Origin of the sequence: Paenibacillus darwinianus, from assembly GCF_000598065.1 — a bacterium.
Lineage (GTDB): Bacteria > Bacillota > Bacilli > Paenibacillales > Paenibacillaceae > Paenibacillus_I > Paenibacillus_I darwinianus.
The window spans coordinates 1-4,751 of the sequence record NZ_KK082199.1 but is presented as its reverse complement, the minus strand read 5'-3'; the positions used below and the strand labels follow the sequence as shown (position 1 = coordinate 4,751).

Annotated in this window: 4 protein-coding genes; 1 reads left to right on the top strand and 3 read right to left on the bottom strand. The window is 57.0% G+C overall.

Going from position 1 to position 4,751, the window contains the following annotated elements:
• Positions 1 to 118 precede the first annotated feature (118 nt).
• From BG52_RS12990 to leuC, 3 genes are all read right to left on the bottom strand, one after another.
• Positions 119 to 1,651 (bottom strand): N-acetylmuramoyl-L-alanine amidase, encoded by a 1,533-nt coding sequence (locus BG52_RS12990; protein ID WP_036582422.1) that lies wholly within the window; start codon positions 1,649 to 1,651, stop codon positions 119 to 121.
• Positions 1,652 to 1,917: 266 nt separating this feature from the next.
• Positions 1,918 to 2,514: a 3-isopropylmalate dehydratase small subunit gene (gene leuD, locus BG52_RS12985; protein WP_036582425.1), complete on the bottom strand. Its 597-nt coding sequence runs from the start codon at positions 2,512 to 2,514 to the stop codon at positions 1,918 to 1,920.
• Between the two features lie 48 nt (positions 2,515 to 2,562).
• Entirely contained in the window at positions 2,563 to 3,978 is a 1,416-nt protein-coding gene (gene leuC / locus BG52_RS12980; RefSeq protein WP_036582428.1) for a 3-isopropylmalate dehydratase large subunit, read from the bottom strand.
• A 187-nt stretch (positions 3,979 to 4,165) separates the two neighbouring features.
• Here leuC and BG52_RS12975 point away from each other — a divergent pair.
• Positions 4,166 to 4,751 (top strand): LysR family transcriptional regulator (locus tag BG52_RS12975; protein ID WP_036667436.1); only part of this gene is annotated, 586 nt, incomplete at its 3' end.

Genomic DNA, 4,751 nt, shown 5'->3' with positions numbered 1-4,751 from the left:
GGCCGACGGGGAATTCCCGCCAGCTTGCCCGGAGCCTTTGCCGCAGGCCGCAACCGACGCCAAGGCGAGCACCAACATCAGCAGCAGAAAAGCTTTTTTCAACGGATAGCCCCCCATTTTAACTGATTCCCAGTTGTTCTTTAATACCGGCTACGATGCCGGCTGCAATTTTGTTTTGCACCGATTCGGTAAACAGCGCCTTCGCATCGCCCGAATTGGACAGATACCCCGCTTCAAGCAGAACAGCAGGCATCGTCGTCTTGCGTATGACAAGGAAGCTGGCTTGACGCACCTTGCGGTCCGGCAGGCCTGTCGACTTCACTAAATTCTTATGCATGATGGCTGCAAATGCCTTGCTGTCCGGCCGCGTGTAATACGTCTCGGTGCCGGTGGCGTTTGAAGTGTACCGATTGGCGTGTATCGAGACGAATAAGTCCGCATTTAAATTATTGGCGAATTTGGCGCGATCGTCCAGCTCAATGAACACATCGGAGCTTCGCGTCAGGTAAGGCTTGATTCTCTGCTCCTGCTCAAGAAGCTTCTGCACCTTGAGCGCGATCGACAGATTGAACTGTTTCTCCCAATGGCCGGTTACCGACGGAGCCCCGGGATCTTTGCCGCCGTGTCCAGCATCGATGACAACCTTGTAAACTCCGTTGCCGACCGGTACGGCCGGTACCCCCGGTACAGGCGTCGCCGCTGCGCCGTCGCTCATAATGACGTCGATATTATACCGGCCGTCCAAGTCCGACAGGGCATATTCCGTTGTCATCGCCAGATCGAGCACGATCCGCACGGTCGACGGCTTGTCCGAATAATAGGAATAACGAACTTTCTGCAGCGCGAGCGTCTCGACGATCATCTCGCCCTGCGAGCGCCCCTGCGCCTTCAGCTCAGCCGACAATTCCGCTGATAGGGCGGCGTTGGGAATGTCGATGACCAGCTTCGTGCCGGACCAGAATGGCGAGTTCGGCGTGAGCTGCCCGTCGTAATCGACCGTGACGCGTCCCAAACCATCAAATGAGAAGCCTTTGACGATGGCCAGCACGTCGCCCGGCAGTTCCGATTCAACCGGAGGCTCAGCAGGCTCCGCCACCGGAGGAGCCGCATCGGAAACCGGCTCATTCGGATTGGTCACTGGCATCGAGTCGACCGGCGCAGCAGGTCCGCTCGCTGGAGGAACGACCGGCGAACCGTCGCTGCCGGCCGGCGTGCCGGTCGGCATATTGCCGAATAAATGCACGGACCTAGTAGGTTTGTCCCAATAAACGTCAAGCCCGAGGTTCTCCCCTACAAAGCGCAGCGGCACATAGGTTGTGCCTTTGTCGGCCAATGCCGGAGCATCGAGCTTCGTATTCGAGCCGTTGACGAGCGCCCGGGAGTCGTTAACGGTCAATAAAATTTCGGTATCGCTATTATTGATCGCGACCTGTTTCGTCTTCATGTCCCATTTCACGTCGTATCCGAGCTGTTCGGCAACGAGACGCAGAGGAACCAATGTAAACTGATTGACAATTCGCGGCTGCGCTTCCGACTGGACGGCTTTGCCGTTAAAATACAGCTTTGGAACGATGGGGGCGGCTTGTCCCACTCCCGGAAGGAGCATCAAAGCAAACGACATCAACAACATCAGTGTAAAAAACTTCTTCATGCTTCACCTCAAACCTGATTTGTTGCCCGCAGCGAATGTCCACATTCGACGATTACAGACGCATAATTAGACGCAAAGCGACATAAAAAGTTGCGTTTGAAGGAAAATTCAGTATTTACCCGTAAGCGCGCGGTTTTAAACGCCTAAACGGCTTTATTTGCAAAAAACCGACTTGTTTTTAATATTTTTAATTTACGATGCCCGCCGAATAAGAAAAACCGCTCCGTGGTCGACGGAACGGTTGGCATCCATTACTTATGGCGCTTTTAAGCGCGGGCTGCGCGCTTGGCTTCGTATGCGGCGATTTTGTCCTCATGCTGGAGTGTGAGGCCGATATCGTCGAGGCCGAGCAGCAGGAACTGGCGGCGATGCTCGTCGAGCTCGAATGAGATTTGCAGGCCTTGTCCGTCGGAAATCGTCTTGTTCTCCAGATCGATCGTAAGCTGATAGCCCTGGTTCGCAGCGGTCCGCTGGAAAAGCTCCTCTACCTGCTCTTCGCTGAGCTGGATCGGCAGGATGCCATTCTTGAAGCAGTTGTTGTAGAAAATGTCGGCGAACGACGGTGCGATGACGACCTTGAAGCCATAATCGAGAATCGCCCACGGCGCATGCTCGCGGGACGAGCCGCAGCCGAAGTTCGCGCGGGAAATCAGAACCGAGGCGCCCTCGTAGCGCGGCTTGTTCGGTTCGAATTCCGGGTTGACGTTGCCGGCCTCGTCGAAGCGCCATTCGTAGAAAAGAAACTGGCCGAACCCGCTCCGTTCGATCCGCTTCAGAAATTGTTTCGGGATGATTGCGTCCGTGTCCACGTTGACGCGGTCCACCGGCGCAACGATGCCGGTCAAGGTTTTAAATGATTCCATGGTGAAAGCTCCCCTCGTTATCCTCGTTTATCGAATGCGGTCCGTGTTTTAGTTCATGACCTCGGATTTGAATTTCCAATCGCGCACGTCCGTAAAACGTCCCATGACGGCTGCGGCTGCGGCCATTGCCGGCGAAACCAGGTGCGTGCGTCCGCCGCGGCCCTGGCGGCCCTCGAAGTTACGATTGGACGTCGACGCGCAGCGCTGTCCCGGCTGCAGAACGTCCGGATTCATCGCCAGACACATCGAGCAGCCGGCTTCGCGCCATTCAAAGCCCGCTTCGATAAATACTTTGTCGAGGCCTTCCTTCTCCGCCTGCAGCTTGACGCGGCCGGAGCCCGGTACGACGATTGCCGTCACGCGTTCGTTTACCTTATAGCCCTTTGCCACTTCCGCCGCTGCCCGCAGGTCTTCAATCCGGCCGTTGGTGCAGGAGCCGATAAATACATAGTCGATCGGAATCTGGCTCATCGGCGTGCCCGGTGTCAGCGCCATGTATTCCAGCGCCTTCTCGGCCGCCTTGCGCTCATTCTCCGTCGGCAGACTTTGCGGGTCCGGAACGACGGACGTAATGTCCGTGCCCATGCCCGGGCTTGTGCCCCAGGTAACTTGCGGAATCAACGAGTCGACGTCGAATTCGACGATTTTGTCATAGGCCGCTCCCTCATCCGTCGTCAATTGCTTCCACTGCTCAACGGCTTTATCGAACTCGTTCGGCGCATACTCGCGGCCGCGCAGGTATTCGAAAGTCGTCTCGTCCGGCGCGATCAGGCCGGCGCGTGCGCCCGCTTCGATCGACATGTTGCACACGGTCATCCGCTCTTCCATCGTCAGGCTGCGGATTGCTTCGCCCGTGTACTCCAGCACGTAGCCGGTAGCAAAGTCGGTGCCGTATTGCGCGATGACGCCGAGGATCAGGTCCTTCGCCGTTACGCCCGGTTTGCGCTTCCCTACGAAGCGCACTTCCATCGTCTTCGCCTTGGATTGCTGCAAGCATTGCGTCGCCAGCACGTGCTCCACTTCGCTGGTGCCGATGCCGAACGCCAGCGCGCCGAACGCCCCGTGCGTCGAGGTGTGGCTGTCGCCGCAGACGATCGTTTTGCCCGGATGCGTCAGGCCGATCTCGGGACCCATGACGTGCACGACGCCCTGGTCGAGGTTGTGCAGGTCGAAAAGCTTCACGCCGAAATCTTCGCAGTTTTTCGTCAGTGTGTCGATCTGCTGCTTGGAAATCGGATCGGAGATGTTGAAACGGTCCTTCGTAGGCACGTTGTGGTCCATCGTCGCGAACGTCAATTCCGGACGGCGCACCTTGCGGCCCGACAAGCGGAGTCCTTCGAAAGCCTGCGGCGACGTTACTTCGTGCACAAGATGAAGGTCAATGTACAGTACGCTCGGCTTTCCTTCTTCCGAATGAATGACGTGATTGTCCCAAATCTTCTCAAACATTGTTCTTTTCGTCATAAGTGTTCACCCCATGAATGTCGTCATCAAGGGAAATCCGTCCCCTGTCGATCTTTGTTAATATATTAACATGTTCTTAATCATTGTTCTAAGATATAATATCTATAACTGTGATAGGTACAGCCTATGAGGCCAAGTCAAGCAATCCCTACTCTGCGTCACGCGCACCGCCCGAGGAGGAACTTTAATGGAATTGCGCCAGTTGCAGTATGTCGTGCAAATCGCGGCGGAGAAAAACTTTTCGCGCGCGGCGGAGAAGCTGCATATCGCCCAGCCTTCCTTAAGCCAGCAGCTGTCGAAGCTGGAAAAGGAAATCGGCGTCCCGCTGTTCCGGAGGACGACGAACAACGTCGAGCTTACCCATGCCGGCGTGGCCTTCGTTACGAAGGCCGAAGCGATTCTCGATGCCGTCGACCAGCTGCGCCAAGAGATGGACGACCTCGCCCATATGCGAAAAGGACGCCTGGTCGTCGGCTGCCTGCCGATCACCGGCTCGCATATTCTGCCGCTGGTCCTGCCCGAATTCGGCAAGCGCTACCCCGAAATCGAGGTCGTACTCGTCGAGGACACGTCGTCCAAGCTGGAGCAGCTTACGGCCGGCGGCCAGACCGATCTGTCCATCCTGTCGCTCCCGCTGACCGACCCTTCGCTCGCCTGGGAGCCGCTCATAGAGGAGCAAATCAGACTCGCCGTTCCTCCTCAGCACCGGTTGGCTCGGGAAGCGGCCGGCTATGAGCTGCGGGGCGTGCCGGTTGCCGAGCTGGAACGCGAGC

Coding starts and splice junctions, on each gene's coding strand:
- BG52_RS12990 (WP_036582422.1), bottom strand. CDS start 1,651: ATGAAGAAGTTTTTTACACTGATGTTGTTGATGTCGTTTGCTTTGATG.
- leuD (WP_036582425.1), bottom strand. CDS start 2,514: ATGGAATCATTTAAAACCTTGACCGGCATCGTTGCGCCGGTGGACCGC.
- leuC (WP_036582428.1), bottom strand. CDS start 3,978: ATGACGAAAAGAACAATGTTTGAGAAGATTTGGGACAATCACGTCATT.